Genomic DNA, 26377 nt, shown 5'->3' with positions numbered 1-26377 from the left:
AGTGGCAGAAAAGGTTCAAGATACCGTGATCCGCGTCCGTAGCACGTGGTGTCCTCCGGGCTTCACCGTCACCTCCGCACCCGGCGCATTCGCGGTCTCGATGCAGAGGAAGCGCCGGAAATCTTCCAACGGCATGTCGCCGAGCCGTGCAGCCTTTTCCACGCCGGGACTCCAGACGATGGTGGAGGCACTGCCGTGCTTGTGCGTGTGGAGGGTGCGGGTGGCGTCGCGCAACGTGACGGTGGCGGTGGAGCCATAGGTCCGCTCATACTCGCCATCAATGCGGATCGCTCCTTCCTCCACGCCGCTGCTCCGCTGCCCCGCCGCAGTGTCGAGATAGGCCACACCTTCCAGGCCGGTCACCTCGACATTCGCGATGTCATCGACCGCGAGGTAGGTGTGCAGCGCTCCCGTTTCCTCGAGGGCGGTCTCGCCCGTATTGTGCGAGATCAGCGAGAGGTGCAGTTCCGCACCGAGCCGGATCTCCACGATGACGTGGAAGTCATGTCCCCAGATCGCGCGGGTCGCATCATCGGACTCCAGCTCGAAGCGCAATTCGACGGACTCGCCGCCATCCTGGCTATCGGTCAGCCGCCAGAAGCGAGTGCGGACGATGCCATGCGCGGGCTTCGTAGGGTCGGTCGGATGAGCGCCGAACCACGGCCAGCAGATCGGGATGCCGCCGCGGATCGCCTTCCCCTCGCGCAGGACCGCCTGCGGGCTACAATACAGCACCGGGGCATGCCCCGCTGGCTGCCACTCCATCACGTGCGCGCCATGCAATGCCACACGCGCCCGGCAGGTGGGGTGATCGATTTCCAGCACGGGATAATCCTCGGCTGGATGGGTCAGGCGGATGCAGGCGGGCAATGCATTCATCGGCGGGATGTTAGAAATCCACCGCCATGCCCGCAAGCTCCCCCTGAGCCATCGCCAGCCCGTCCTGCTCGCGTGAGGAAGCTTACTTCACACGAACGACAAGAACCCGGCGGTCCAGTTCCAGCTCGGCGGCAGTGCCATTCGGGTGGGACGGATATTTCTCTCCGAAGCCTTCCGCACCCAGAGCCTTGGCAGGCACGCCATATCTCGCCGTCAGCTCGTCATACACACGACGGGCACGATCGCCGGAGAGCTTGAGATTGAAATCTTCCTCCCCATCGACACTCGTGTGCCCCTCGATCTTGAAGCCTGCTTCCGGATTCGTGGCGAGCACTTCCAGGATGGCTTGCGCCGTGTGCTCGAGCGCGGCGCGGGACGTGGAGTCGCGCAACTTGGCGGTCTCGATTTCGAAAAGGACCGGCAGGGTGACGTATGGAAGCTCCTGGCCATCCACGATCACCACATTCCGCTCAACGTGGTAGATTCGGTTCGTGGGATCCCGCACCACGGTCTCGGTGGTTTCGACAGTGGCTCCCGGCGGTACCACCGGCACGGCCTTCGGGACGATGGCGAGCCGCTGCCTGACTAGTGCGGGATCAAAAGGCGGCACCACCTCCGTCACCGTCCGCTCCACCACGACCGGGGGCGGGGCGGGCACGACCTTTTCCTCGATCACCACGGGCGGCGGAACGCGTTCGATCACCACTGGAGGGGCCGGTTCCTGTGCGTGAAGAGAGACGACGGAGAGCAGCAAGAGGGTTGGATTCGGTTTCATGGTAACATGCCTTATCGGCGGGTTCAGTCTCCCGCATGGCACGTGCCGGAGCGGGCCATGCGCGGCAATGCCTGTAGCTGGAAGGAAATCCCGACTGCTCTCGTCCGGCGTCATTCAAGGCATTCTTGCGATATGCAGGCGATGCCTCACCAGCCCATGCATCATGCGACTGGCAGCAGCCCACAACGAAAAAGCCGCCCGGGCAACGAGTGCGGGGCGGCCTGATTTTCTCGTGGAAACTCCCGGCTCAGAATGGACCGGGGACCACGACGTAGCCGCCGGAGCGCTGCTGATAGTAGGTGTTACCCGCGCGATAATAGCGGTCGTGGCCGCGATTCACCACCTCGTAGCCGCCAGGTAGCTCGCGGATGACCTGCACGTCGCTTGTGGCATAGGGCGAGTCGACGATCACGTAGCCGCTGCCCTGGGCGCGGTAAAACGTGTTACCATAACTATAGTAGCGCGTGCCGCCGACATTCACCGTCCGGTAGCCGCTGGGCAGCGTGGTCACGATCTCACCGCCGGAGTAAGTGGTAGTCGTGGTTTCCGTGGTTGGTGCCGAAGTCGGGGTTTCGTAGTAGGTGCAGCTCGTGGCGAGGGCGAGGAGGCCGAGAGCGGCCGCGGACATCAGTTTCGTTCTCATGGTAATCGTGGTTTTGTTGCCCGGCATGGGAGGCTCCCTGACCGGCGGATGCATCCCTCGCAGATGGGATACCCGTGGCACGGACCACGATTTCCCAACGATTTCCCCGCCCCGGCAGGCCGCGCAGCGTGCAGATCAGCCGCGGAGCATGCGCATTCTGCACTTTCCAAGGCCACCTCATCCCAGCGGTGCCAGCAGGGCGGACAAGGTCATCTCGTCCGGGGCGGCGGCGCGGGCGGCATCGGAGAGCAGGCTGTCGGCGAGCTGGCTCTTCTTCGCCTGGAGCTGGTGGATGCGCTCCTCGACGGTGCCCTGGCAGATGAGCTTGTGGACGAAGACGGGCTGCGTCTGGCCGATGCGGTAGGCGCGGTCCGTGGCCTGGGCCTCCGCGGCGGGATTCCACCACGGATCGTAGTGGATCACGGTATCGGCGGCGGTGAGATTCAGGCCGGTGCCGCCCGCCTTCAGCGAGATGAGGAAGACGGGGTAGCTACCGGTCTGGAATTTCTCCACCAGCTCGCCGCGATTCTTCGACTCGCCGGTGAGCTTCAAGTACGGCGTCTTCCGTACTTGAAGGTGCTTCTCGATCAGCTCGAGCATCGAGGTGAATTGCGAGAAGATGAGGATGCGGCGACCTTCCTCGATCAGCGTCTCCAGCAGCTCCGCGAGATAGTCCAGCTTGGCGGATCCGGCGGAGTCCGCCTCCAGCTTCGACTCGCCCTCGAACTTCAGCAGCTTCGGCTCGCAGCAGATCTGGCGCAGCTTCAGCAGCGCCTCCAGGAAGACCATGCGTGAACCCTCCAGGCCCTTGATGGCGATCGACTGGCGCACCCGCTTGTCCATTGTCGCGCGCACCGTCTCGTAAAGATCCTTCTGCGCGGTATTCAGCTCCACGGGGTGGATGAGGATGGTCTTCGGCGGCAGTTCCTTCGCCACCTCGGTCTTGTTCCGCCGCAGGATGAGCGGGGCCACGCGGGTTTTCAGCAAGAGCCGGCGATCCTCGTCGCCGTCCTTCTCGATGGGATTGCGGAAGCGGCGGTTGAAGTCCTCTTGTCCGCCGAGGAAGCCGGGCATGAGGAATTTCATCAGGCTCCACAGCTCGCCGAGGTGATTTTCCACGGGCGTGCCGGAGAGGCAGAGGCGGTGCCGGGCATCGAGCTGGCAGACGGCCTGCGCCACCTTCGACGTCGGGTTCTTGATGTACTGCGCCTCGTCCAGCACGGCGAGGTGGAAGGAGTGGCCCTTCAGCGCCTCGATGTCCCGCTGGACCAGCGCGAAGGAGGTGAGGACAAGGTCCGCGTAGGGGATGGAGCGGAAGTACTTCTTCCGCTGCGGGCCATCGAGCATGAGGATGCGCAGCGAGGGCGCGAATTTCGTCGCCTCCGCCCGCCAGTTCGGCACCACGCTGGTGGGTGCGATGACGAGCGTCGGCTTCCCTTGCGAGCGTCCGCTATCCTTTTCCGCGAGGATGTGGGTGATGGTCTGCAGCGTTTTGCCGAGGCCCATGTCATCGGCCAGGATACCGTGCAGCTCATGGCGCGCGAGGAATTGCATCCAGCGGAAGCCCGCCATCTGGTACTCGCGCAGTTCCGCCTTGATGCCCGCGGGCTGCGGCGTCTGCTCGATGCCGGAGAAATTCGTCAGCTTGCTCGCCAGCTCGGCAAGACGCTCCGGCGCCTGGATGCCGAGCTCGTCCGAGGTGGCGATGGCCGCGGCATCCAGCGGGTGAAGCTTCAGCTTCGAGCCCTTGAAGCGCCGCGGGTCGATGAGCGCCGCGAATTGCTTGAGGATGCGCCGGATGCGTGCGGCTGGCAGGCGCAGCGCGCGACCGTCCTCCAGATGATGCAGGAAGTGGCCATCGGCGGGGAATTCCAGCGTGGTCTCCATCGCACCGCGCTCCAGCAACTGCGCGAGGATCGGCAGCAGGTCGAGCTGCTTGCCCGCGACATCGAAGCCGACGGAAAGGTGGAACCACCCGGTGCCATCGTCTTCCAGCAGGTAGACGAAATTGTCCGGATCCAGGTCGATGATCTCGTGGCCCACCTCGTGGTCGAAGGTCACCGTCCAACCGCTGCCCTCCAGGATGGGTCCGCCGGTGGCGCGCAGCCATGGCCAAAACTCCGCAAGCGCGCCGTGGCTCGGATTCGGAAACCACAGGCCTGCCTCGTTCGCCGTGGCCGACTTCCCCTTCCCCGCGAGGCCGAGGAGGAAGCGGAATTGCGAGTGCCCCGCGAGGCTGGCCAGGCCGGCCTGCTGGAGCGAGAGGATGGCATTCATCTCCGCGGCGATGTCGCGGCGAATGACCAGCGGACCCTGCGGCGTCTCCACGCGGTGCTCGCGCGGGCCGGGGATGCCGCCGAGCGAAATACGATGCCCGCCGTAGATGGCGATGGGGCGGGCCACGACCCAGTCGCCCATGTCCGGGATCTTCAGCGCCTGGAGCAGCAGGCGGACCACCTTCGTCTCCGTCGGCTCGCGCACCACGGAGAGCAGGAAGGTGGGGGTGAGCTCCAGATGCGGAAGATCCGCCGGATCGACCGGCTCGCCGATGGCACCGGGCAGGGCGACATGGCTGCTGCGCACCGGCCTGCCATCGAGCACGCGGCCGATATTCCGCGGCTTCCCCGCCTCGCCCAGCAGGGCGGCGGCGTGCGGGCAAAAGCTGCGGATCTCGCAGGAGCAGGTGCTTTCAAAGTCCCACGCCCCGTCATTCGTCCACAGCGTCACCTCGCACCTCTCGCCGGCCACGTCAGCCTCCAGCAGGAAATTGTCATCGCCCGGCCAACTGCCGGAAAGCTCACGGACCTTTGGCCGCAGCTTTTGCCCGGCCTGCAGGCAATCCTCATCGAAGCGCTCCTCCCAGAGGGCGTCGTCGAAGAACGGGTGGATTTCGGAAGAGGTGTTCAGGTGAGCGCTTAGAGTCAGGGAAAGATCCGCGACTTGGCAAGCGCATCAACGCCTCGCGTACTGTTTCGCCAGCGCCCGGACGACGCGGCGGATGAGTTCATAGGGGATGGGCTCCTCGAAGGGGAACTTCAGGTTGCCCTTCGGACCGAGGTACGGCGCGAGCTGCTTCAGCAGGTCCTCATCGCCCTCGACCGGCGGATAGATGCCGAGGTGCTTCTTGAAAGCAGCGAAGTAGAAAAAGACCCGTTCCACCCGGAAGGCAGGCATTTGATAGGCAATGGTCTCGGTCGCGCCGGACACTTCTTCCCTCACGATGCCCCGGACCGTTTCAAGGATCTCGCGAGTCCCGGCAGGCAGCGGGGCAAGATACGCGTCGATCGATTCAGGGGCCGGTTGCTTGCTCATCGGCAGGAAGGTCTAGCATTCACCCGCGCCACTCGCCGCGCTCGTCCTTCTCGAGCTGGATGCGGTCTTCCAGGTTGCGGGCCTTCACGCGGTGGGTTCGCTTCGCCCAGCGCTCGACGGTCATCTGGCGCTTCTTGACCTGGCGGCGGATCTTTTCGATCTCATCGTCGAGACGGAGGAAGCTTTCCAGGCGATGCAGGTCCAGCGTGCCGGCCTCGATGGCGGCGCGGATGGCGCAGCCCTTGTCATTGCCGTGCTTGCAGTCGGCGAAGCGGCAGTCGTGCCCCATCGCCTCCACGTCGGCGAAGCTGTCGCGGAGGGTCTTCTCGTCCGTCCACATCTGGATCTCCCGCATGCCGGGATTGTCGATGAGCATGCCGCCCTCGGGCAGCGGGACGAGCTCGCGTGAGGTGGTGGTGTGGCGGCCCTTGCCGGTCACCTCGTTCACCTCGCTGGTCCACTGCCATTCCTCGCCGTAGAGCTGGTTCACCAGCGTGGACTTCCCCACGCCGGAGGAACCTACGACGCACATCGTAGTTCCATCCTTCAGGTAGGACTTCAGCACTTCCAGCCCGTCGCCATTCAGCGCGCTGGTGATGTGAATGTCAGCCTCCTCGGAAAGTGCGCGCAGCTCGGCAGCGCAGGCCTCGTTGTGATCCGCGGGGAAGAGGTCGGACTTGTTCACCAGCACCACCGCCTTCGCACCGCTGCGACCGATCAAGGCAAAGTAACGCTCCATCCGGCGCGGGTTGTGGTCGGCACCGGAATCGGTGACCACGGCGACAATGTCGACATTTGCCCCGATGACCTGCTCCTCGACGGTCTTCCCGGGCATCTTCCGCGAAAAGCACGAGCGCCGCGGGAGATGCGCGCGGATCACGTGATCCTCATTCTCCCCGCCCAGCTCGACGGCAACCCAGTCTCCCACGGCAGGCAGATCGGCATCGCAGACGGCGTCATGCCAGACCTTTCCGGAGAGCACGCAATCGATCTCCTCCACATCGTCCGGGTCCTCACCGACGAAGGCGGAGTAGTTGATGGTGGTCTCGCGGATCAGGCGCGCGGGGAACCAGCCTTTTGCCCGGTAGGGGGCAAAGGCGGCGGCGAAATTCTCATCCCATCCGAGCTCGTCGAGCGTCATCCGGGCGGACGGTAGCCGCCCCGGAGCGTGCTGTCGATGCCCGCGGTCGCCGGGTCAGAATCCCAGCCGACGGCGGACCGCCGCATGGTAGGCGCGGCCAACCGGGAGCTGCGGGCCATCCGGCAGGAGCATCAGCCGCCACTTCCCCCCGCTGCGGTCCAGCCGCTGGATCGCCGAGACCTGCACGATGGCCCCGCGGTGGATGCGGAGGAAGTCCTTCCGCGGCAGGATGCTCTCCCACTCCTTCACGCTGCGGCGCTCGGTCTGGCGCAGCTTCCCCCTCGAGTGGATGATCGTGTAGTCCCCCGAGGCCTCGATCCACAGGATCTCGGAGACGGGGACGAGACTCCCCCCGTCTTTCAGATGGATCAGCCTGCTCTCGCGATCCCCGGCGGGAAATGCAGCGACTCCCTGCGGCCCGCGGTGCCACAGGGCATTCGCGATCAAGGAGACGGCATCCCCCAGCTCCGTGAAAACCACCTCCGGCCAATCCCGACGCGCATGCACCGCGTCATACCCGATCTGGAAGGCCAGCCTGCCCTCGCGGAAAACGGGCAGCGAGAGCAGCGAGCGGATGCCCTGCCGTTGCAACTCCGCCTGAAGTCCCCGCGCCCTTCGCGGCATCTTCCCGATATCTTCGATCAGCAGTCGCCCGTCCTGGTGCAGGCCCTCGTGCATCCACTGCCCGGCTTCCACCGGCAGGCCCTGCAATTCCCCCATCTGCGGGGTGATGCCCGGAGCCACCCATTCATGGGTGTTCCACAGGAAAGTGAAGCTCTCGTCATAGCGGATGACCCACACACGGTCGGCGGCGTGCCGCCTGCCAAGCAGCCCCAGCACACGATTCACGCCGGCATCCAGATCCTCCGCCAACAGCCATCCCGCCACCGACTTCCAATCCTCGCCGTCCAGTCTTTCCACCTGTGCCGATCCCTCCGACCGCATTGCTCTAACGGCTATGGGGGCACGGGGATGGGATGTCAAAGACCGATGGGAAAATACGAACTTCACATACGGCATTTGGGCCGTTCATCGGCAAATAATGTCGTTGGTCGCTAAAGCGTTGAGGTCGTCCGCCGGTTATGGGTGCCATATGTTATCGGATGCGTGCTCATGACCGCCGTGATCCGGTGCCCTCCCACCTCGTTTCCATCGAAAAAGGGGGCGCTCGCGCACGGTGCCGGAGCGGACAGGTGGGTGCCAGTCTGCTCCGGTGCCCTCGCACCCCGCGGAAGGCTGCCCCACCGCACGCTTGCCAAGGGTGCGCGGCTTTCCTTCACTCCCGGCCCCGTTTCCCGGACTGGCCATGGCCCTCATCGTGCAAAAATACGGCGGCACCTCCGTCGGCTCCATCGACCGCATGCGCAACGTCGCGTCGCGGGTGAAACGCACCCGCGACGCGGGCAACCAGGTCGTGGCAGTGGTGTCCGCCATGTCCGGCATCACGGACGGCCTCATCAAGATGGCCAAGGAATTCTCCGAGAGCCCGTCCGAGCGGGAGCTGGACGTGCTGCTGGCCACCGGCGAGCAGCAATCCATCGCCCTCGTCTCCATGGCCCTCCATGAGGCGGGGGTGGAGGCCGTCTCCATCACCGGCCGCCAGGCAGGCATCTACACGAAGGGCTCCCACACCCGCGGCCGCATCGAGGACATCGACCCCTCCTACATGCAGCGCGAGCTGGAGGCGGGGAATACCCTCGTCGTCGCCGGCTTCCAGGGCATCACCCCGGAGGGCAAGATCCACACCCTCGGCCGCGGCGGCTCCGACCTCACCGCCATCGCCATCTCCGCCGCACTGAAGGCCGATGTCTGCCAGATCCTCACCGATGTGGACGGCGTCTACACCTGCGACCCCCGCATCGTCCCGAATGCCCGCAAGCTGCCGGAAATCTCCTACGACGAGATGCTGGAAATGGCCTCGTCCGGCTCGAAGGTGATGCAGTCCCGCTCCGTCGAATTCGCCAAGAAATACGGCGTCGTCTTCGAAGTCCGTTCCTCTCTCAATGACAACCCGGGCACGCTGGTGCTCGAAGAACATCCTGCCATGGAAAACGTCGTCATCCGTGGAGTCTCCATCGAGCGCTCCCAAGCCCGCGTCACCATCACGAACATCCCCGATGTCCCCGGCATGTCCGGCAAGATCCTCGGCGCGCTCGGCGATGCGGAGATCAATCTCGACATGATCGTGTCGAACATCGCGAGCGACGGCTTCGCGCGGCACTCCTTCACCATGCACTCGAACGACCTCGGCAAGGCGCAGGCCTCGCTGAAGACCGTGCTCGCGGAGATCAGCACCGACGCGAAGATCGAGACCGAGGCAGGCATTGCGAAGCTCTCCGCCGTCGGCATCGGCATGCGCTCCCACTCCGGCGTCGCCGCCACCATGTTCAAGGCGCTCGGCGAAGCCGGCATCAACATCGGCATGATCTCCACCTCCGAGATCAAGATCGCCGTCACCGTGGACGAGACCCGCATCGAAGACGCCGCCCGCGCCGTCCACGACGCCTTCCAGCTCGACAAGGAGCCGGTGAAGTAAGGGGCGGCACAGCCGTCCCCACAGGAAGCCGCGTAGCGGCCATATGGAGTGTCGACGTTCCGTCGACATGCAATTTCCCGACCGCGTCGCTGTCAAGGAGCCGCACGGCGGCGAAAGTGCTGCGCGGCTCTTCCACTGTCCCAAGGGGACTTCGCACCAAAGCCCCGGGTTGCGAGGCACGAGCTACCCGGGGTTTGCACGTCGGCTCATCCTACCTCGACGAGGTTGTGTATAGAGACCGAGCCAATGCATCACTGGCGGATTTGGTGCATCGGCGCGGAGGAAGCGATCGCCTCCCCCGCCGCCACCCCGGATCACCCTTCCCCCGCCTCTCCGGCCTCATCCCCCTCCAGCAGCTTCTTCAGCACGTCCGCGAAGCGATTGTAGAAGAAGCCGAGCACCACGAGCGCCACACCCAGCGCAAGGAAGGCGGCGATGCGGAAGAAGGTGCCGAAGTCCCACACATCGAGTGCGAAGAGCTTCACCAGCGCCACCGCCAGCAGGGCAAATCCCGCATGGCGCAGCGCGGAGAGCTTCCGCCACAGGCCGGTGCTGACGAGGCCGAAGCCGAGCGCCGTCCACAGGATCGCCACCGGCTTCCAGCCGAAGTGCCACACCATGAGCTGGCTGGACCACAGCGCCAGCATCCCGGAGGCCAGCAGCAGCAGCACGTGACGGGCGGACCGCTGGCCGGCATTCCCCGCCGGGGCTAGCAGCGGCAGGGCGAAGCCCGCGGCCAGGACCAGTGCCCCGTAGACGCCGGGCACCGTGCTCACCTGATGCCACGGCAGCACGATGGCCATCTGCGCCAACATCCACGCCGCCGCGAGGCTGAAGAATGCCCAGGCTTCCGGAAGGAGGTCCCTTCCACGCCGCACCACCGTGACCACGGCCAGCAGCAGGCCGGTCGCCGCGAGGATGTCGCTCCATGCCTGCGGAGCCAGCTTGTGCCACAGGATCAGCCACGAGAAGCCCGCGGCGACGCGGGACATCACGCCCGCCACCGACATCGGCCCGGCCAATGCCATCGCCCCGAGGGCGGCGACGGTCGGGATGAAAAGCAGCACGCCCGCCGCCCCCGACAGCAGCGACTGCGTATGCAGCACCGGCAGCAGGAGCAGCGTGGAGGCGATCCGGAGGATCGGCGATGCGATGAGGAAACGTCCCACCGCCACGAGCGCGACCGCCGCCAGCGAAACGACGACGAATCGCCCCTCCGCATTGAGCTCCAGCGAGCCGATCCCTTGGAAAACCGCCGCGCATGCTGTGAGGGCGGAGAGCGCGAGGAAGGCATCCGGCATCTTCGCGGCATCGGGGATGGGATGCGCCCGCTCACGACCCAGCCACAGCCAGTGTGTCGCCAGCGCCAGCGGAGCCGCCATCACCGGCGACCACCACGGCACATCGACGATGGGGAAAAGCATGAAGAAGCCGAAAAAGCCAAAGGACAGTGCCGCCCAACCCGCCTCCGGCAAGCGCCGGGCAGGATCCCGCAGCAGCGTGAAGGCCGACCAACCGAGCGCCACCAGACCGCAGGCGGGCGCGCGCCACGGCAGCGTGAAATGATGCAGGCAGAGGAGAAGCGTCTGCACGATGCCCGCGACGAAGACGAGCGAGGTCACCACACGGGCACCCCTGCCCAGGTCGCTGTCCTTCCCGATGCGATCGCACCCGTCCCTCAGCGGGAAAGCCGCGGCCGCCAGCAGGATCGCGAACAGCACGTGGCTCCACATCGGGATTGGGATTGCCAGCGGGTTGCCCACCCGGTCCAGCGAGATGAGCATCGCGGCCCCCGCGGCCAGCGTCGCGAAGACCAGCTCGCTCCTTCCGGCGAATTTCCGGAAGGCTAAGGAGAGCGCCAGCGCTTGCCCCGCAAAGGCGAGCGCGAGGTGATAGCCCTCCAGCTTCAGCGTCATCGCCAGGGTCAGCGCACCAAGGCCCTGCGCCAGATGCGCCCCGCCCGCGGCATCGCGTGGACGTCTCAGGACTGCCAACAGCAGCAGCACCGCGCCAAATGCGGCGGGCACCATCCAGTAGCCCTCGAAGGAGCCCCGCTGCTGCAGCCACAGCGCGGAGAAGAGCGCGAAGAAGGCGACATTGTTCGCCGAGGCAAACATCCCCCGCCCGCGGTCCGTGAGCCCGCTGAAGTGCCGCGACACGCCGATCACCCCGGGCAGCGCGAAGATCGCCCACACCGGCGGCAGGAACCACAGCACCGCCGGACCATCCGGCCGCCCGCCACCATGCCCCCCGGCGATTTGCCACCAGAGGAAGGAAATGTAGGTGCCAGCCATCGAGGCTACCCCGGGCATCGCCCAGCCCGGCCGCCGCATGAAGGCCACGCCCGCACCCGCCAGCACCACATTCGAGATGGCGGAGAGCCACCCCAGCGGCTGGAGGATGGTGGAGTAAGACGCCAGCAGCAGGCCCATCGTGGCCGTCGCACGCGAGTCGCGCCGCAGGGAGACCCCCGCGATCACGCCGGCGGCCCCTAGCAACAGCACGCCCGCCACCACCGGGGACTCGATCACCTGCAGCCGCGGCACGTGGTGCATGGCGTAGGTGCACCAGTAGAAGAAGGCCAGCCCGCCCGCCATCAGCACGTCGGCAAAGCGCCGCAGCGTCTCCCGCGTCCCGAGGTACCACGCCGTCCCGCAAATCGAAAAGGAGCCCAGATAGAGCACGGCCAGACGCGCGCCCGCGGGCAGTTCGCGGATCCAGTTTTTGTAAGCGAAGTTCCCCAGCAGCACGAGCCCGGTCACCAGCAGGGCGATGCCGACCCGCACCAGCCACGTGCGGCCCAAGTGCAGCTCCAGCGAGCCTTTGGGAAGCGGCGGCGGCGCGGATGCCACGACCGGGGAGGGCTCGGCCACCACTACCGGGGGAGCGGCGACGAATGGCGGAGGCTCCGGAGCTGCGAGCGGGAAAGGTGGCGGCGTCTCTGTGGCCTGGGCTGCGACAGGCAGGGGTTCCGGAGCGGGCATTGGCAGGGGCTCGGGTTCGGGCGCGCAGTCGCGGGCCACGAACTGAGAAGGCTCCGGCGTATCCAGCCTCTGCTCCAGCAGGCGGATGAAGGACCGCAGCTCCCCGATTTCCGCATCCCGTTTCTCCTCCAGCGCATCCACGCGCTGGCGGAGCCAATCGAGCTCCCGCCTGCAGCCATTCCGTTCTTCGTCCGTCACAGCATTCATTTACCCGCTATGAGTCGATCTGCATTCATTGAGAAACTAGGGCAAAACATCGCGAAAAACGATCTACTAGCTCCCGAACTCCACCCAATGGGTCTCATTTTTGTTCAGCCGAACATCTTTTGATTGACGGTGTTCAAATGCTCTGCCAGTAACTCCGTCGAACAAGCAAACGCCATGGCCAAGACACAAGAAGACACCTCCGACAAGCTCGCCGAAGCCCGCAAACGCAATCTCGATATGGCTATCTCCAGCATCCAGAAGGAGTTCGGCGAAGCCGCCATCATGCGGATGGGCGACGGGCACCGTGTGGATGTGGATGTGATCCCGACCGGCAACCTGCTCATCGACCGCGCCCTCGGCGTCGGCGGCTTCCCCCGCGGCCGTATCATCGAGGTGTTCGGCCCGGAGTCGTCCGGTAAGACGACCCTGACCCTCACCGCCATCGCCCAGGCCCAGAAAAAGGGTGGCCTGGCTGCCTTCATCGACGTCGAGCATGCCCTCGACCCGCAGTATGCGAAGATGCTCGGCGTGAATCTCGACGACCTGCTCGTCTCCCAGCCTTCCTCCGGTGAAGAAGCCCTCCAGATCTGCGAGGCGCTCGTCCGGTCGAATGCCATCGACGTCATCGTCCTCGACTCCGTCGCCGCGCTGGTCACGAAGCAGGAACTCGACGGCGAGATCGGCGACTCCACCGTGGGTGCCCAGGCCCGCCTGATGAGCGCGGCCATGCGCAAGCTGACCGGCTTCATCTCGAAGGCCCGCACCGTCTGCATCTTCACGAACCAGATCCGTGAGAAGATCGGCGTCATGTTCGGCAATCCCGAGACCACCCCCGGCGGTCGCGCGCTGAAGTTCTTCGCCTCCGTCCGCGTGGACATCCGCCGCATCGGCCAGATCAAGGCCACCGACGGCACTGTCCAAGGCAGCCGCACGAAGATCAAGGTGGTGAAGAACAAGGTCGCCCCGCCCTTCTCCGAGTGCGAGTTCGACATCATGTACAACGAAGGCATCTCCTCGACCGGCTCGCTGCTCGACCTCGCGCTGGAAATGGACCTCATCCAGAAGCGCGGCTCCTGGTTCGCCTACAATGGTTCCCAGCTCGCCCAGGGCCGCGATGCCGCGAAGGAAGCACTCAAGGCCGACGAAGCCCTCTACACCGAGATCTCCGAGAAGGTCCGCGAGAAGCTCGACGCCGCCAAGAAGCGCTGAGCCGCCTCCTCAACTCCTCCCCTGCCCATGACAATCTGCGAGCCCGGGTGGGTTCGCGTTCGATGAAGCGGTGGTCCCCCGGGGCCGCCGCTTTTACGGTATCCGATACCAGCAAACAGGTCACTCAAGACGATCCGAAAAATAGCATCTCCCGTATCATTCTGGTCAAACGGAAGACGCTCACACCGAATCGTGAAAGAGATGCTTCAATCTCACTTGGGATTCGCCCTTGCGGCATCCAACGATGGTTGCGAACGCCACCTCACAAACAGGAAATGAAATTGGCTCTATCGAGCAAACGGGTTCACCTGCGGAGGCGAACTAAAATGGACTGATGAATTTATTATGACCGGAATGATTCCGTAAGCCAGCGGTGCTCCCAACAGAGCTCCGCATAGCAAGAAGATGCCTCCCACAATCCGTCCACTTGCCATTCCGATGATCGCCAGAATGAAAGCCGCGAGACAAAGGAATCCACCGATCAACCATGCCATCATTCCGAGAACAGGAATACAAGCGACGACAAATCCAAAAGTCAGAACCCACCAACCGGCAGCGATCATCGAACCACCGGAGTCTCTTTGTGCAGGCTTCTGAACATAGACTACGCTAGCCGGACAACTTGAGTGGAGAGGCTTCATCACCTCTTTGTCTATCATGCCCCGCCACTTAAACAAGCTTCAAATGTTGAGGCTCCCAAGCCGATTCAGCAATTCTACTCCCATTCGCGGTTGGCTCACAAACTCGCTGCCATATAAGGCAATTGGCTTTGAGTCAGCGGGTTCCCTATCCCAATAGCTTCGCCTCCTCATGACCACACCCTCTGCCGATCCCCTGTCCGGACTCCTCCGCGAGCGCTTCGGGCATGATGGCTTCCGGGGCGGGCAGCGGGAGGTGGTGGAGGGTCTGTTAGAGGGGAGGTCGATGCTGGCGGTGTTCCCCACGGGGGGCGGGAAGTCGCTTTGCTACCAGCTCCCGGCGCTGTTGCTGGAGGGGATCACGCTGGTGGTCTCGCCGCTGATCGCGCTGATGAAGGACCAGGTGGATGCCCTGCGGGCAAAGGGCGTGGCGGCGGCGCGGCTGGACTCGACGCTGGAGCCGGCGGCTTACGAAGAGGTGATGAGGTCGCTGGGCGATGGCTCGCTGAAGATCCTCTACGTGGCCCCGGAGCGGCTTTCCAACGAGGGCTTCCGCGCGCGCCTGCGGAAGATGAGGATCGCGCTGGTGGCGATCGACGAGGCGCACTGCATCTCCGAGTGGGGCCACAATTTCCGCCCCGACTACCTGAAGCTGGCGAAGCTGTGCCGCGACCTGAAGGTGCCGCGCGTGCTGTGCCTCACCGCGACCGCCACGCCCGCCGTGGCAAAGGACATCCGCAAGGGCTTCCGCATCGCGAAGGACGATCACGTGCAGCTCAGCTTCCACCGCGCGAACCTGGACCTGAAGGTGACGCCGCTGGATGCCACGGGGCGGAAGCAGCACCTGCTCGACCGGCTGCAGTCCACCGATGGCGCGGCGGTCGTCTATGTGACGCTGCAGCACACCGCGGAGGAGGTGGCGACCTACCTGCAGAAGAACGGCCTCTCCGCGCAGGCATACCACGCGGGCCTGCCGGATGAATTCCGCGCGGCGGCGCAGGAGAAATTCATGGGCGGAAGTACGAGGGTCATCGTAGCCACCATCGCCTTCGGCATGGGCATCGACAAGGCGGACATCCGCGCCGTCTATCACTACAACCTGCCGAAGAGCCTGGAGAACTACACCCAGGAGACCGGACGCGCGGGCCGGGATGGCGGGCTCTCCTCCTGCGAGCTGCTGGCCTGCGGCGATGACCTGGTGACGCTGGAGAATTTCATCCACGGCGACACGCCCTCCCCGGCGGCCACGCGGCACTTCGTCGATCACGTGCTGCGGCTGGGGAAGGACTTCGACATCTCCACCTACGAGCTCTCGACCGTGAATGACATCCGCCCGCTGGTGGTGGAGACGATGCTGACCTACCTGGAGCTGGAGGGCGTGATCGAGGCGACGCGGAAATTCTGGTCGAGCTACCAGGTGAGGCTGCTGCGGGACCTCGAGAAGGTGCTGGCGGGCTACGATGCGCGGCGGAAGACCTTCCTGCGGAAAATCTTCGCCGCGGGGAAGGAGGGCCGGAGCTGGCTGACCTTCGACATCGCCGCGGTGGCGCTGGCGACCGGCGAGGATGCCCAGCGCATCACGGCCGCGCTGATCTACCTGGAGGAAGCGGGCGACATCGCGCTGAAGAAGTCCGGCATCCGCCAGGGCTACCGCGTGAAGAAGGACCCCGGCGACCTGCGCGACCTGGCGACCCGGCTGGACGAGCAATTCCGCAAGCGCGAGGCGGCGGACCTCGCGCGGTTGCGGCAGGTGGTGGAGCTGGCGGAGCAGCCCGGCTGCCTGACCGGATTCGTCACCGGGCACTTCGGCGAGAAGCTCGCGTCACCCTGCGGCCACTGCGACCGCTGCCGCGGCATCACCCCCGTGCCCATCCCCCGCACGAAGGCCCCCGGCCCGGACGATGAGGAGCTGCGGATGATCCACGCGCTGCGCGGGGAAGGCCACGCCGCGCTGAAGACCCCGCGGCAGCTCGCCCGCTTCCTGTGCGGGATCGGCAGCCCGGCGGTGACACGCGCGCGGCTGTCGAGACATGATGCCTTCGGCCTGCTGGAGCGGTTATCTTTCTCAGACGTACTGGAAATATCAGAACAACTGTAGCAAACCGGCACCCGAAATTGTCACATGTTGCTGCAACTCTGACATTGCCGAGGGGCGCGACTTCCCTTATCTCCATGTCGCTCCCCCCCCGAGCTAGCAGGTCGGTTATCGCTGTCCCCCACAGCCTGCCATGCCCCCCACCTCCCTCCCCCGGCGTAGTCCGGTACTCACTCGCGCTCAGCGCGCTGGTTCCACTCCGTCGTGCCCGTCTCCGGCGATGCACTTGGCTCCCCCGTGCCATGGCCCCGGCCATTGGCAGAAATTGGGAACGGATTTTTGCGAAACTTTGTTAGCTCGGCCGAGTTACCAAGTAACAGGTTCTGCGACTCCTTCCGTCGAACGCCCAAGACCCGCATCTCTGACCGCAAAATGTGATCGACGGATCGATTTTGTGACAGGAGTGTCACCCGCCGCTGTTTGACACCCGCCTCCCCTACGATGGACGCGAACCAGAACCGTAGAGAATTCAAATTCGTCCTCCCGCCCCATCTGGGCTTACTGATCCGTGAACGGGTCGGGGAGGTGATGCAAGCCGACCGCGGTGCGGAAGACGGCTACCCGGTACTGTCGGAATACTACGACACGACCGAGCGTTCCTCGTATTGGCAAAAGCAATTCGAGGTGCCGAACCGCCGCCGCGTGCGCAGCCGTGTCTATGGCCGGCGCGACGGGGCCATCCCTGCGAGTGCCTTCATCGAGGTGAAGCACAAGCTGGACGGCGTGACCGTGAAGCGCCGCGTGCCGGTGGATCTGGACGAGCTGGAGCAGCTCACCGAGGGAGTCATCCCGGTGCGCCACGAGTTTGCCTCGCCTGCCGACCAGCGCGTGCTGGCGGAGATCGCCGGGCTGGTGAATGGCACGGGCAGCCGCCCGGTGGTGCAGATCCGCTATCATCGCTACGCCTTTGACAGCGGTCCGGAAGGCACAATCCGCATTACCTTCGACAATGAGCCGCGCTGCCGCTTCCGCCGCGTGAGGCTGACGCCGGACGATCCGGACTTCGAGCTGCCGCTGCTGGAGCCGGGCTCCTCCATCATGGAGGTGAAGACCATCGGCCCGGTGCCTTACTGGTTCCGGAATCTCATCGGCGAGTTCAAGCTCGTGCCCCGTGGCTTCTCGAAATACACCGCCGCGCTGGAGCTCTATGAATTCAAGAGCCGCCCGCCGATCGTTTCCCCGGCGGCAACCGTGACGCCCGAGCCACCGCCTGCGCGGAAGCCGCCTCGCAAGACGGAGGCGATCCCCCGGAAAACGGAGGCGCTGGATGAAAAGGGCCGCCGCCGTCCCGCGGCGACCACCACCCTGTGCCGCGAGCTCTCCGAGCCTGCCGCCGCCACCACCCCGGGTGCCCTCCGCATCCTGTGTGCGCGCCTGCTCTCGCGCCTGCACCTGCAGAAGGCCCGCTGACCCGCGGCCCGCCCGGCCCCACTGCTGCTCCCTCTCCCAGTATCAAGATGACATTAGAAGACCTGTTGAACTTCGGCGGAGTCACCGCCGGCACCCCCAGCCCCGATAAAGTCGCCCTCGCCATGGGCATCAGCCTGGCCCTGAACCTCGCCATCGCCGCCCTCTACCGGAAGACCTACAAGGGCACCCGCTACTCCCAGGATTACGTCCAGACGCTGATCATGATCGGCGTGGTGACCACCATCCTGATCATGGTGGTGGCGGGAAATGGCGCGATCGCCTTCGGCATGTTCGCCGCCTTCTCCGTCATCCGCTTCCGCCGCACGCTGGGACAATCGCGGGACCTCGCCTTCGTTTTCTTCGCCATGGCCATCGGCATGGTGGTGGGTGCGGGGCAGTTCGCCATGGCGATCATCATCACCGCCATCGTGGGCACTGCCGTGTATATCCTGACGAAGATGGATGCCTTCGCCCCGCGCCGCGCGTCGCACATGCTGACACTGCGGATGACGAGCGACATGGACTTCGAGCAACTGCTCCAGCCGGTCTTCGACCAATTCACCGACCGCGTGCAGCTCGTCAGCGTGTCGTCCGCCCAGGCCGGGATGATGACGGAGCTACGCTACGGCATGCAGCTCAAGGTCGGCGCCAGTACGCCCAAGCTGCTGGAGGCGCTGCACCTGGTCTGCGGGAACAACCGCGTGATCCTGACGCCGACGGGCAACGAGCTCGACATGTGATGACCGCCCTGCCCGCCGGTCCGGAGCCGCGCGTGGCGAAACCCATGACTCCATTTCCGATGAAAGCCTTTCCCAAGCTCCTGCTCTTCTCCTGTCTCGCCGGGCCGCTGGCCCTGCCCTGCACCGCCCAAGCGGCGGAGCCTGCTGCCGAGTCCGCCGCGAAGCCCGACGGCGGCGGCAAGAAGAAGAAAAAGAAGAAGAACAAGGACAAGTCGAACGAGGCCACCGCACCGGCAGCCGATACATCGACCGCCAGTGCCAAGGACGCGCCGGACCTCGCCGTGCCACCGCCCGCCACCAACAACGGGAACTGGTGCGAGTGGCTGCAGAATGACCCCGGCCTGCTCTACAACGACCCGAAGAACCGGTGGATCCAGTCCTTCGAGGTCGGCGGTCGCTTCCACTACCAGATCGCCTCGATGGAGGGGACGGATGTGAATGGCACGGACTTCAACGACACCTACGACGAGTATCGCAGGCTCCGGCTCGAGACGAAGACGCAGTTCCTGAAGCACTTCGTGGCCGAGGTGAACGTGAACCTGGTGAATGACCGGCGCTTCCGCGACGACTTCTTCAACGAGCTGGAGTGGGGCTACGACCGCTTCGACGAGGTGTCGCTGGAGTTCGACATCGGCGAGGCCTTCGGCGACGGATGGCTGGACGGCATCAAGCTGAAGTACGGCCGGATGAAGCTGAAGATGACCGAGGAAGTCCACATGTCCTCGAACGAGATCTACACCATCGAGCGCTCCGCCATCGCGGACAAGGTGGGTGGCGATGCCAGCCGCCCGACAGGCGTGACGCTGGAGCTGGACAAGGGCGACTGGGACCTGACGCTCGGGATGTTCAGCGCCGAGGACGACTCCGATTTCATCGCCGGCTGGGGCGAGGGCCAGTTTTTCTACGGCAGCCTGGAGTGGCGCGCATCGAAGAACCTGAAGCTGGTGCTGGACTACACGCAGAACAATCACGACGGGAATGACGACGCGCTCGGCTACGGCTGGGCATCCGCCTTCTCCGCGATCTACAAGAAAAAGCACTGGGGCGTGATCGCCGAGGCCATCTATGGCGACAATGGCGGCGGCATCAGCGCACCGATCACGCGCCGCCAGGGGGACTTCCACGGCTTCGTGGTAATGCCGTGGTACTGGATCGTGGAGGACAAGCTCCAGGCCGTGGTGCAGTACCAGTATGCCAGCTCGCCGGAGTCGCAGGGCCTGCAACTGCCGGTGCGCTACGTGCGCGCCGAGCACGAGAACCCGATGGTGGACGTGGACAATGGCCGCGGCAACGAGCACCACTACCTCTACGCGGGCCTGAACTGGCACCTCTGCCGGGACCGGGTGAAGGTGATGGGCGGCTTCTCGCTGGACGACCTGACCACGCGCCGCAGCGAGATCAAGGCCTACACCTGGCAGCTCGCCGTCCGCACGTCCTTCTGACCTCGCGGCCACGGATTGACGACCGCAGCGCGCCCGCCATGGTGGGCGCGCTTTTTCTTTGCCCATGAGCCTGTATTCCCCCGACGACCTCACGTCCCGCGAACGGCTGGATGCCGGTCATGACAAGCCGGCACGGCTGGCGGTGATCGGCCACCCGGTCGCGCACTCGCTGTCCCCGCGCATGCACCAGCCCGCGCTGGATGAGGCGGGGATCGATGCCCGCTACATCAAGGTCGAGGTGGAGCCCGGGCAGGTGGCGGAGACCTTTCGCCGGATGCGCGAGCTGGGCTTCGCCGGGTGCAATGTGACGGTGCCGCACAAGTTCGAGGCACTGGCGGCGTGCGACGAGGTGGACGCCGGGGCCGCGGAGATGGGCGTGGTGAATACGGTGCGCTTCGACGCGGATGCGACACGGGGATTCAATACCGACGGGTACGGCTTCGAGGAGGCGGCGCGCGAAACGCTGGGCCTCCCGCTGGGAGGCGCCTCAGTCCTGATCGCCGGGGCAGGTGGCGGGGCCGGTGGCGCGATCGCCGTCCACTGCGCTCGGCAGGGCGTGGCCCGCCTGATCCTGGCGAACCGCAGCGTGGAGAAGATCGAGGAACTGGCAGACCGCATCCGGGCAAATCACGGGGGCGTGGAAATCCTCACCGCCGGGCTGGATGACCCGCGTCTGGAAGCGTGGGCGAAGTCCGCCGACCTGATCGTGAATACCTCCTCGCTCGGCCTGAAGGAGAGCGATCCCTCGCCCGTGCCTGCTGCATACTTCACCTCGCGGCACTCGGCCTACGATACGATCTACCGTCCGGGCACCGCCTTCCAGCAGGCTGCAGCGGCAGCCGGGGCGAAGGTCGGGACCGGCCGTGAAATGCTGCTCCACCAGGGAGTGAAGGCATTCCAGATCTGGTTCCCCGGAACGGATCCCGTCGCAGCGATGCGCCACGGGCTGGCCGCGGGTTGAGCGGCGGTCACTTCGCCGACGTGGGCGGCAACTCCATCCAGTGGGTGCCGATCAGCTCGGTGATCTGGAAAACGCGCTCCACCTCGCCCTCGCGGGTCATGCGCACGTGCAGGCGGATCATTTCGTCGGGATCGTATTTCGTGACACCGCTGCCGTAGGGAGCGAGTCCCTTTGCCCGGTCGGCGAAAGCCTGCTCGATGGCCCGGCCGATCTCCGACGAGCGCTCGACCCTGACCTCCGGCGATGGGGCGACCGCTTCTCCCGGATTTCCCGGGCGCGGGGTGTAGAGCACCAGCCCGATGTAGGAGGGATCGCGGCCACCGGCACCGATGCGCTCGCGGGCGAGCACGCGGAAGGTGCCCTCGGCATCCCCCTTTTCCGCCAGGAAAAGCGGCCACGGGGCGCTGTTCGCGCGGGTGTAGTCGTGCCAGTCGATCTTCCACTCGCCTTCTTCCTCAAAGAAAACGGCCTCGACCTTTTTCCCGTCATCCATTTCCTGCGCCACCACCTCGATCGCGCTGCCCCCAGGCGTGTGGATGACGTTCTGGAAGATGGTGGAATACTCGGCCCGCGAGGGGAATATCGGCGTGTACTGCTGGGCCCTGGCCATCTCTGGCAGGATCTTGTCCGCGCGCAGGACATGGGGCGTCTGGCCGCTGATGTCCGTAGCGGCGAGGAACTCCATGAGACGGGTGCGGCAGCCCTCGATCTTGTCCTGGAGAAGTTGGGAGTCGGCCAGCGCCTGGCCGCCGAATTCCACCGTGTCCACCACGGCATAGTTCTCGTCGGCATCCGGACGCAATTTCTTCACCATGATGGCAGTGCCACCGAGGGCGAGGGCCCAGAGGACCACGAAGATGGCGAGGGCGCGGGCTTTCTTGCCACTGCCCCGGCGGCGGCGCTTCGATTGGCCGGAGGGGTCCTTCGGCTTGCGCACCTTGCGGCGGACGCGGACGGGCGCGGCGGTCTCCGCGACATTGGCCCCGGCGGCGGCACCCGTGACGGGATCTCCCCCGCACTCCGGGCAGGCACCACGCTGCCCGGCCGCCGCAGCAGCGTGGAAAAGCGCGCCGCAGCGGGAGCAGTGGAACCAGGCACCGGAAGTATCGCTCACGGCCCTTGGTTACGGGCTGACCCAGCCTTTGTGAAGCATCTCCGTGATTTCGAAGAAATGGACGCCCTGGCTCAAGGGACCGGAGATCCGCAGCGTGGCGGAAAACCCCGCGGACTTCTCCATCAGCACCGAGCTTTCATTGAACTCACGCTCGAGAACGGCCGCGGCGGACGAGGACCTCCGCACGAAGGCCCATACGAATTCCTCCTTGGCCGCATCGACCAACTGGTAGGAGCGGTAGTCGGTTTCCGGGAATTCCGTGGTGTAGAAATTCCCCGGCTGCACCACCACGCGGACTTTCGTGCTCTTCACGATCGCCTGGGACTTCCGCAGTTCGGAAAGCTGCACATCACCGATGCCATTGCTGGCTTCCCAATCGATCTTCAGGCGACCGTCATCGCGGATGAAAGCCATCTCGAAGGGGAGGAAATCCGTGGTGACGCCGCGCAAGACGAGGGCCGGGCGGTCTTCGCTCTCGGAGAGCAGCGCCTCGACCGGCTGGGTGGTCGAGATCAGCGCCATCGGCTTCCAGAGATCCTTGAGGCGGTCCGTCACACGGGCGGCATCCCGCACCAGCGGCAGCACCTCCTCGGGCGACTTCGCCTCGGTGTATTTCTTCAGCAGTGCCTCGGCCTCCCGGGTCAGGGCGGGCATGTTTTCCAGGAAGTAGGTCTTGCTCTCGCCGAAGGAATCCTCGGTGACGAAGATGCTCGGCACATCCTCCTGCGGGGCGGCGTCCTTCTTCATCGCCAGGACAGCGAGGACGGCCAGGGCCACGGTGCCGATTCCCATTCCCACGGTCCAGGCGGCGAGATTCCGCTGCTTCACCACGGTCTCAGGAACATAGGGAGCAGCCGGCTCCATCTCGCTCATCGCGCGGGCCTGCACGGGTGCCTGCGACTCCTCGTCCGTCTCCAGACGATGGATTTGGGCTTCCCGCGGCCGCTCGAATTCAAGGGACTCGGCAGTCGTCCGGCGGACGCTGGGGCCCATGCCGATGCGGATCCCTTGTTCCGGCTCCATGGCCGGCTCGGGCCTCGGTCTCGGTAACTGCTCCACCTCGGCTTCAGCCTCGAGCTTGTAGGCGGGCGTTGAATCGTCTCCGGCACCCTCGATCACACGGACTTCGATTTCCCCGTGCGGCTTGGCTCCACCCTGATTGAGTGCTTTTCGTTTCCTGTGAGGCAGCATTCCGTTGGTGGGAAGTTGTCCGCGGGACCGGCCAGCCGCAAGCTTTAGACGGCAGGCGGCACCATCCGGGGCGAGTTATGGCTTCTGATAGACCGCGCGGTCTCCCGTGAGTTTGTAGAATTGTCCCGACTTCAAGTTCCCATCCGAATCAGCTCCCGCATGATCCGGGAAGACAGGCAGGTCGGCCTTCAATCTCGCGAACTCGGCCGAACCATCCTTTGAGATGCCGGCGGCACGCGTTCCGGAGGAACCGGCACTGGCATCCTTGTAAACAGCGAAGACATCCCCGGTGTGCGAACTCGTCGCAGATACTGCAAGGGGAGCCATCCCCGTGCGATCTCCGGCATAAAATTCAGCGCCTGCGCTTGCCACGCGGGTAGCGGACGGGAGCCCGTTGCCCCATCCGGAGTTCGAATTGTTCCAAATCATCCGGCCACCGTTCCCGATGATTGCGAAGCAGCGGTTGGCCGGTCCGCTGTGCAGCCCGATCGTTTCCACGTCATCCAGCTTTGAAATCCCGAACATCGGCCGGTAGTTGGCCCCGCTGTTCACGCTGGTCCACAGGTCCAGCATCATCTGGGGACCCGCGGCACCCACGATTCCCAGGGCATTGCGGCGATAGCGGGCACCGTACTCGAAGTCCGGCCGCGTCGTGAGCCCGAAGCTCTCCGCGGCAGGCTTCAAGGCGGCCGACAATACCTCCATGATGACCTGATTCTGATAGTGGTTTCCCAAGGCGGTCAGATGCACGTCGCCATCCACAGCCAGACCGAGACTGATCATGGACGCCATGTCGGGAAACATGGTGCGCGCATTGATGAAAAGCTGCCCCTTGGTCACGGCGAAGTCCCTCAAGGCAATGTCTTCGGTAACCAAGGCCACTCCCGATGCATTCGGGGGGTAGGAAGAAGCATTCATCGGATGTCGTGAGACCATGACCCAATCCATCGGCCATGCCTGCTGGGCCTTCTCGTAGTATTCGTTAACTTGGACCGGCCTCCACTCATCCAGTGCCTTGTAGGTGCAGAAGTCAGGCTGGATATTCTGCAGGATCGTGTTCCAGACCACCTGGGGAGTTTCACTTCCACGAAAGACCTCGATATTCCCCTGCGCCAGATCATGGACCGCACATCCGCCACGGTTGACCGAGGCATTGTCCCGGATGTCCGACAGGACAAAGCCGAGGATGCGGACCGTGCCCGAAGCCCACTTGGCACGCACGCGACGGCGTTCGGTGGTGCTGAAGTCGTAGCTGAAGACCCCTGCCCCGACGCCTCCGCCGGATGCCGTGGAGACCGACTCCGCTCCCGGAACCGGAGTCCAAGAACCGCCGGACGTGCTAGTTTCGAGGGTGAAGGACCCACCGTCGGCAACGGTGGAGTAGAAGACTTTCACGCGATAGGCCTCGATCTCGTGCGAGAATTGCACCGATTGTCCCGTGTCATTGAGCCTCCAGACCGTACCGGTAGGCATCAGGTCGAAGCGACCGAGCTCCCTGATCGCACCTGCCTCGACGATTGCCGTCGGGCCAAAGCCAAGCTCCCGGACCGGGGCGACCTGCGAGTCGAGGATATGCCTGAGGTCCACGACGTAGGAGTCACCAAGCAAGAGGCAGCTCAGACGGAACGCCTTCGCCCCTCCACTCAAGCGGTTCGCCAGGATGCGGCCCTGGGTGCGGGGCAACATGGGCGGCGAAACAAGCTCCCGTGGCTCTGGAACGTAGCCCGTGCCACCGCCACCGCTCTCCCCATTCCAAGATGAGAGCCCGTAAGGACCGTAAGGGCCATAAGGCGCGGCATCTCCTGCCGGGGCATCATCCTTCAGCCTGAAGTAGGCAGACGTCAGTCCGCGATTCGAAAGCTTCACCATCATCCGGCCACCGGTGCCCCTGAAAGCATAACCTTCTTTGTCCCAGTTCGTAAGGTCAGCCGAAATCTCGAACTGATAGGTCTTCGTGGACTCGGTGGCGAAAGCCAATAGGGCAGCCGATTCAAGATTCTCGCGGATCTCCAGATTCGGGCCTATGGCCACATTCTGTGCGGACAGGTGCGCGACCAAGCCCAGCCATGCGATCACAAAGGTGGTGAAAATTTTCATGAGTAGTCGTCCGATGATTGGAGGGGCAAGCAGTGATAACTTGAGCGAGTTGACATGCGCAGCGTCTGCAAGCGAGGGGTGAACGCAAGGATTCGTTGCATGGCGGAAGCCGGGGATTCCCCGTGGCACGGGCTGGATTGCCGTGTTAGAGAGTGCCATCATGACGCCGCCGCCCGACTGCCCGGACCTGCCACAACCCACTGCGGAGCATGCCATCAGCCCGGAGGCGATCCGGGAGGAGGAGCGCTTCGAGCTGGAGATCCCGGAGCGGGGATTCCTCGCCGGGCCGCGGTCCCGGCTGCACGATCTGGGCACCATTTTCCGGGTCGGCCTGGATTTCATGCGGGCATTCCGCACGCTGCACTTCGTGGGGCCGGCGGTGACCATCTTCGGCTCGGCGCGGACCCAGCCGGGGACGACTTACTACGAAATGGCGCGCGAGATGGGCGCGGAGATCGCGAAGCTCGGCTTCACCGTCATCACGGGCGGCGGGCCGGGCATCATGGAGGCGGGGAACCAGGGGGCCTTCGAAGCCGGCGGCCGGTCCATCGGGGTGAATATCGAGCTGCCCTTCGAGCAGCACCTCAATCCCTATGTCCACCGCTCGGTGACCATGCGCTACTTCTTCACGCGCAAGACCATCCTCATCAAGTATTCCTACGCCTTTGTCGTGCTGCCCGGCGGCGCGGGCACGCTGGACGAGATGTTCGAGACCATGACCCTGATCCAGACCGGGAAGATCCGGAACTTCCCCATTATCCTGATGGGCAAGGACTACTGGAAGCCGCTCATGGACCTCGTCTATCACATGGCCGACGAGGGAATGATCAGCCCGGGAGACCCGGACCTGATCTTCTTCACCGATGACGTGGCGGACGCCATCGCGCACCTCCAGCGGCACGCGGTGAGGCAATTCGGCCTGCGCCGCCAGAAGCTCCCGAAGCCGAGCCCGCTCATGGGCGAGAAGGCCGTAGCCAAGCCTGCGATCTGACGGAGGGAGACC

General features: G+C 64.8%; 19 protein-coding genes. 8 read left to right on the top strand and 11 right to left on the bottom strand.

The features are described 5' to 3' along the window. Positions 1-15: 15 nt before the first annotated feature. The 7 genes from OKA04_RS04985 to OKA04_RS04955 all read right to left on the bottom strand — a co-directional run bounded on the left by OKA04_RS04985 (position 16) and on the right by OKA04_RS04955 (position 7671). Positions 16-879, bottom strand: a complete 864-nt coding sequence (locus OKA04_RS04985; protein WP_264500031.1) for a D-hexose-6-phosphate mutarotase — start codon at positions 877-879, stop codon at positions 16-18. 82 nt (positions 880-961) lie between these two features. Further along, positions 962-1654 carry an OmpA family protein gene (locus OKA04_RS04980; RefSeq protein WP_264500030.1) on the bottom strand — a complete coding sequence of 231 codons (693 nt, stop codon included), beginning with the start codon at positions 1652-1654 and terminating at the stop codon, positions 962-964. 247 nt (positions 1655-1901) lie between these two features. After that, the gene (locus OKA04_RS04975; protein WP_264500029.1) at positions 1902-2297 is read right to left on the bottom strand and encodes a DUF6515 family protein; all 396 of its coding nucleotides are present in this window, start codon (positions 2295-2297) and stop codon (positions 1902-1904) included. A gap of 177 nt (positions 2298-2474) precedes the next feature. Continuing rightward, positions 2475-5045, bottom strand: coding sequence for a DEAD/DEAH box helicase (locus tag OKA04_RS04970; protein ID WP_264500028.1), 2571 nt, complete (start codon positions 5043-5045; stop codon positions 2475-2477). 204 nt (positions 5046-5249) lie between these two features. Then, positions 5250-5609, bottom strand: coding sequence for an iron chaperone (locus OKA04_RS04965; protein WP_264500027.1), 360 nt, complete (start codon positions 5607-5609; stop codon positions 5250-5252). Positions 5610-5628: 19 nt separating this feature from the next. Next, the gene (gene rsgA, locus OKA04_RS04960; RefSeq protein ID WP_264500026.1) at positions 5629-6750 is read right to left on the bottom strand and encodes a ribosome small subunit-dependent GTPase A; all 1122 of its coding nucleotides are present in this window, start codon (positions 6748-6750) and stop codon (positions 5629-5631) included. A gap of 54 nt (positions 6751-6804) precedes the next feature. After that, positions 6805-7671, bottom strand: a complete 867-nt coding sequence (locus tag OKA04_RS04955) for a LytR/AlgR family response regulator transcription factor (protein ID WP_264500025.1) — start codon at positions 7669-7671, stop codon at positions 6805-6807. Between the two features lie 385 nt (positions 7672-8056). Between OKA04_RS04955 and OKA04_RS04950 the strand changes: the two genes are divergently transcribed. Continuing rightward, a complete protein-coding gene (locus tag OKA04_RS04950; RefSeq protein ID WP_264500024.1) occupies positions 8057-9286 on the top strand; it encodes an aspartate kinase in 1230 nt (409 codons plus the stop codon). Between the two features lie 314 nt (positions 9287-9600). Here the strand turns inward: OKA04_RS04950 and OKA04_RS04945 are convergent, their stop codons facing one another. Next, positions 9601-12477 carry a DUF2339 domain-containing protein gene (locus OKA04_RS04945; protein ID WP_264500023.1) on the bottom strand — a complete coding sequence of 959 codons (2877 nt, stop codon included), beginning with the start codon at positions 12475-12477 and terminating at the stop codon, positions 9601-9603. A 174-nt stretch (positions 12478-12651) separates the two neighbouring features. On the opposite strand from OKA04_RS04945, the gene recA reads away from it, so the two are divergent. From recA to aroE, 6 genes are all read left to right on the top strand, one after another. Next, positions 12652-13686: a recombinase RecA gene (gene recA, locus OKA04_RS04940; RefSeq protein WP_264500022.1), complete on the top strand. Its 1035-nt coding sequence runs from the start codon at positions 12652-12654 to the stop codon at positions 13684-13686. Positions 13687-14496: 810 nt separating this feature from the next. Continuing rightward, the gene (locus tag OKA04_RS04935) at positions 14497-16422 is read left to right on the top strand and encodes a RecQ family ATP-dependent DNA helicase (protein ID WP_264500021.1); all 1926 of its coding nucleotides are present in this window, start codon (positions 14497-14499) and stop codon (positions 16420-16422) included. 438 nt (positions 16423-16860) lie between these two features. Beyond that, entirely contained in the window at positions 16861-17829 is a 969-nt protein-coding gene (locus OKA04_RS04930; protein ID WP_264500020.1) for a polyphosphate polymerase domain-containing protein, read from the top strand. A 47-nt stretch (positions 17830-17876) separates the two neighbouring features. Next, the gene (locus OKA04_RS04925; protein WP_264500019.1) at positions 17877-18569 is read left to right on the top strand and encodes a DUF4956 domain-containing protein; all 693 of its coding nucleotides are present in this window, start codon (positions 17877-17879) and stop codon (positions 18567-18569) included. A gap of 59 nt (positions 18570-18628) precedes the next feature. Then, the gene (locus tag OKA04_RS04920; RefSeq protein ID WP_264500018.1) at positions 18629-20011 is read left to right on the top strand and encodes a porin; all 1383 of its coding nucleotides are present in this window, start codon (positions 18629-18631) and stop codon (positions 20009-20011) included. Between the two features lie 64 nt (positions 20012-20075). Beyond that, positions 20076-20972, top strand: coding sequence for a shikimate dehydrogenase (gene aroE / locus OKA04_RS04915; protein ID WP_264500017.1), 897 nt, complete (start codon positions 20076-20078; stop codon positions 20970-20972). A gap of 7 nt (positions 20973-20979) precedes the next feature. On the opposite strand, the gene OKA04_RS04910 is transcribed toward aroE, so the two are convergent. The 3 genes from OKA04_RS04910 to OKA04_RS04900 all read right to left on the bottom strand — a co-directional run bounded on the left by OKA04_RS04910 (position 20980) and on the right by OKA04_RS04900 (position 25374). After that, entirely contained in the window at positions 20980-22086 is a 1107-nt protein-coding gene (locus OKA04_RS04910; protein WP_264500016.1) for a hypothetical protein, read from the bottom strand. A 9-nt stretch (positions 22087-22095) separates the two neighbouring features. Further along, positions 22096-23277: a hypothetical protein gene (locus tag OKA04_RS04905; RefSeq protein ID WP_264500015.1), complete on the bottom strand. Its 1182-nt coding sequence runs from the start codon at positions 23275-23277 to the stop codon at positions 22096-22098. A 75-nt stretch (positions 23278-23352) separates the two neighbouring features. Beyond that, the gene (locus OKA04_RS04900) at positions 23353-25374 is read right to left on the bottom strand and encodes a hypothetical protein (protein ID WP_264500014.1); all 2022 of its coding nucleotides are present in this window, start codon (positions 25372-25374) and stop codon (positions 23353-23355) included. Between the two features lie 160 nt (positions 25375-25534). Here OKA04_RS04900 and OKA04_RS04895 point away from each other — a divergent pair, with 160 nt between their 5' ends. Beyond that, positions 25535-26365: an LOG family protein gene (locus tag OKA04_RS04895; RefSeq protein ID WP_264500013.1), complete on the top strand. Its 831-nt coding sequence runs from the start codon at positions 25535-25537 to the stop codon at positions 26363-26365. Positions 26366-26377 lie beyond the last annotated feature (12 nt).

Source organism: Luteolibacter flavescens (assembly GCF_025950085.1).
Classification (GTDB): Bacteria; Verrucomicrobiota; Verrucomicrobiia; order Verrucomicrobiales; family Akkermansiaceae; genus Haloferula; species Haloferula flavescens.
This window is presented reverse-complemented; position numbering and strand designations above follow the sequence as displayed.